This window comes from Stenotrophomonas sp. P5_B8, from assembly GCF_054049855.1.
On sequence record NZ_JBFULO010000471.1, the window covers coordinates 1 to 2,762 of the forward strand.

Annotated in this window: 4 protein-coding genes; all 4 read left to right on the forward strand. The window is 66.5% G+C overall.

What is annotated here, in order from left to right; translation table 11 throughout:
• Nucleotides 1–201: 201 nt before the first annotated feature.
• The 4 genes from ACXJKH_RS18185 (at nt 202) to tatC (ending at nt 2,736) form a co-directional block, all read left to right on the forward strand.
• The gene (locus ACXJKH_RS18185) at nt 202–1,104 is read left to right on the forward strand and encodes a lipid-binding SYLF domain-containing protein (protein WP_457321438.1); all 903 of its coding nucleotides are present in this window, start codon (nt 202–204) and stop codon (nt 1,102–1,104) included.
• Nucleotides 1,105–1,177: 73 nt separating this feature from the next.
• Entirely contained in the window at nt 1,178–1,405 is a 228-nt protein-coding gene (tatA, locus tag ACXJKH_RS18190; protein ID WP_256776343.1) for a Sec-independent protein translocase subunit TatA, read from the forward strand.
• A gap of 15 nt (nt 1,406–1,420) precedes the next feature.
• Complete coding sequence (tatB, locus tag ACXJKH_RS18195; protein ID WP_457321441.1) at nt 1,421–1,993, forward strand: Sec-independent protein translocase protein TatB; 573 nt, start codon at nt 1,421–1,423, stop codon at nt 1,991–1,993.
• Nucleotides 1,990–2,736, forward strand: a complete 747-nt coding sequence (gene tatC / locus ACXJKH_RS18200) for a twin-arginine translocase subunit TatC (RefSeq protein ID WP_256776341.1) — start codon at nt 1,990–1,992, stop codon at nt 2,734–2,736. Before tatB ends, tatC begins: the two co-directional genes overlap by 4 nt.
• The last annotated feature ends 26 nt before the right edge of the window (nt 2,737–2,762 follow it).

The following is a 2,762-nucleotide window of genomic DNA, read 5'->3' on the forward strand; positions in this document are numbered from 1 at the left end:
GACCGCCAGCACGGCGGTGTCGGGTGCGTCGAGCATAGGGGGCATTCTCGCAGGTCTTCGCGATTGCGGGATGGAATCGATGAATCGCGATGAGTGATGCGGCATATCAATAGACGGCATCACTCATTGCGGATTCATCGCAAGCCTTCTAAGTTCAGGATCTTGCTTTATCTTCGTCTGCATCGACTTCTGGAGCCCACCATGCGCCGCCTCAGCCTTGTACTGCTGATCTCCGCCAGCCTGCTGTTGTCCACCCAGGCGATGGCCGGGCCACAGGAAGACCAGCGCGCCCGCAATGCGGTGCGTGTATTGAACGAGATCCAGGAAATGCCCGAGCAGGGCATTCCGGACAAGTTGCTGGATGAAGGCCGCGCGATCGTGGTCATTCCCGACACGATCAAGGCGGGTCTGGTGATTGGCGGGCGGCGTGGCCACGGCCTGATGTCGGTCAAGAATGCCGACGGCAGCTGGTCCAACCCGGTCTTCGTCAAGCTGACCGGTGGCAGCATCGGCTTCCAGGCCGGCGTGCAGTCCTCGGACGTGGTGCTGGTGTTCCGCAATGACCGCAGCCTGGACAACCTGGTCAACGGCAAGTTCACCCTGGGCGCCGATGCAGGCGTGGCCGCCGGTCCGGTCGGGCGCAATGCCGCCGCCGCCACCGATGGCCAGCTGAAGGCCGAAATCTGGTCGTGGTCGCGTGCCCGTGGCCTGTTTGCCGGTGTCGCCCTGGACGGTGCCGTGCTGCAGATCGACGATGCCGCCAACCTGGACGCCTACGGCAGCAACACCACGCCGCGCATGGTGTTCGAGGGCCGCATGGGCGAGCCACCGTCGATCGACGTGGTGGCCTTCCGCGATCGCCTGGAAGAAGCCACCTATTCCGCTCGTGAGAAGCGCGGCACCGCCGGCAGCGCGCCGGCCCCGGCCGCACGCCCGACCGCGCCGGTTGCCGCGCCATCGGCGGCGCCGGTAACTGAACAGGCACCGGCGGCAGGCGCGACCACCGCGCCACTGCAGCCCACCCCGGCCCAGCCGGCGCCCCAGCAGGGTTTCCAGTCGGTCGGTGAAGGTGAAGTCCGAACTGAATCGCTGGACGGCAACTGACTTTCGTCACGCGCGCCGGCCTGTGGCCGGTGCGCTATGCTCAACTGTCTGAKCACTACGTAACGAGCAGCTCATGGGCAGTTTCAGCATCTGGCATTGGTTGGTCGTGCTGGTCATCGTTCTGCTGGTGTTCGGCACCAAGAAACTGACCAGCGGCGCCAAGGACCTTGGCAGCGCCGTCAAGGAATTCAAGAAGGGCATGCACGACGAGGACAAGCCGAACGCGCAGCTCAGTGACAACTCGCGTCCGCAGGACTCGACGACGACGTCGCAGACCGAGCACGACCGCGACCCGCGCTGATCGGGACGTTCGAGCGTGTTCGATATCGGTTTCAGTGAACTGCTGGTCATCGCGGTGGTGGCTCTGGTCGTGCTCGGTCCCGAGCGCCTGCCCAAGGCCGCCCGCTTTGCCGGGCTGTGGGTGCGCCGCGCGCGCAACCAGTGGGACTCGGTGAAGCAGGAGCTTGAGCGCGAGCTGCATGCCGACGAGATCAAGCGCCAGTTCCGCGACGTGCAGTCCTCGGTGCAGGACACCGAAGCGCAGCTGCGTGCCAGCGGTGAAGCCGTCCGCCGCGAAGCGGAGATGATGCGCCAGGACGTGGCACGCCATGGCGATGCGGTAGCGGCCGCGGCCGCGGCCGGCGATGAGCCGGTCATGACCGGTCCGGCACCGGGTTCGCCGGCCAGCGTCGCCCAGCACGTGGTGGCGCCGGATGCGGTTTCGGTCGAGGCGCCGCGCGATGCGATGGCCCCGCCGGGTATCGATGGCACCTCGCCGCGCGCGATGGCCCCGGCCCCGTCACCGGTAGCCCCAGACCCTGCCCCGCTGCCGCACGTCGAGGGCGCACCAGGCACGGCCCCACTGCCGGGCAACGAGGCGCCGCGATGAGCGAACACGAGTATCCGGAAAGCTCGCTGGTGGAGCATCTGATCGAGCTGCGCGCGCGTCTGGTGCGCGCGATCATCGGCCTGCTCGCGGTGCTGCTGCTGTTGCTGCCGTTCTCGCGCACGATCTACACCTGGCTGGCCGAGCCGCTGATTTCGCAGCTGCCCAACGGGCAGACGATGATTGCGACCAATCCGGCTGGCGCGTTTTTCGCACCGCTCAAGCTGACCTTCTTCGTGGCCGTGTTCGTGGCGGTGCCCTGGCTGCTGTACCAGTTGTGGGCGTTCGTGGCGCCGGGGCTGTACGCGCGCGAAAAGCGCCTGGCCGTGCCGCTGCTGGCCTCGTCGGTGTTGCTGTTTTACCTGGGCTGCGCGTTCGCCTACTTCCTGGTGCTGCCGGCGGTATTCCACTTCCTGACCACCTTCCGCCCGGAAGTGATTGCGATCACTCCCGACGCGAATGCCTACCTGGACTTCGTGCTGGCGATCTTCTTCGCCTTCGGCACCAGTTTCGAGTTGCCGGTGGCGATGGTGATCCTGGTGCTGCTGGGCTGGGTGTCGCCGCAGCAGTTCAAGGAAAGCCGCGGCTATGCGGTGGTGGGCATTTTCATCGTGGCCGCGGTGCTGACCCCGCCGGACGTGGTGTCGCAGCTGCTGCTGGCCATTCCCATGTGCGTGCTTTACGAGCTGGGGATACATGCGGCCAAGTGGCTGGTGCCCTCGTCGGTGGTGAAGCCGGCCGGGTGATGGGTAATGGGGCGTCGGGTTACGGC

What these genes read in the sequence shown, in the direction of transcription:
- ACXJKH_RS18185 (WP_457321438.1), top strand. Translation starts at nt 202, where the DNA reads ATGCGCCGCCTCAGCCTTGTACTGCTGATCTCCGCCAGCCTGCTGTTG.
- tatC (WP_256776341.1), top strand. Translation starts at nt 1,990, where the DNA reads ATGAGCGAACACGAGTATCCGGAAAGCTCGCTGGTGGAGCATCTGATC.
- tatA (WP_256776343.1), top strand. Translation starts at nt 1,178, where the DNA reads ATGGGCAGTTTCAGCATCTGGCATTGGTTGGTCGTGCTGGTCATCGTT.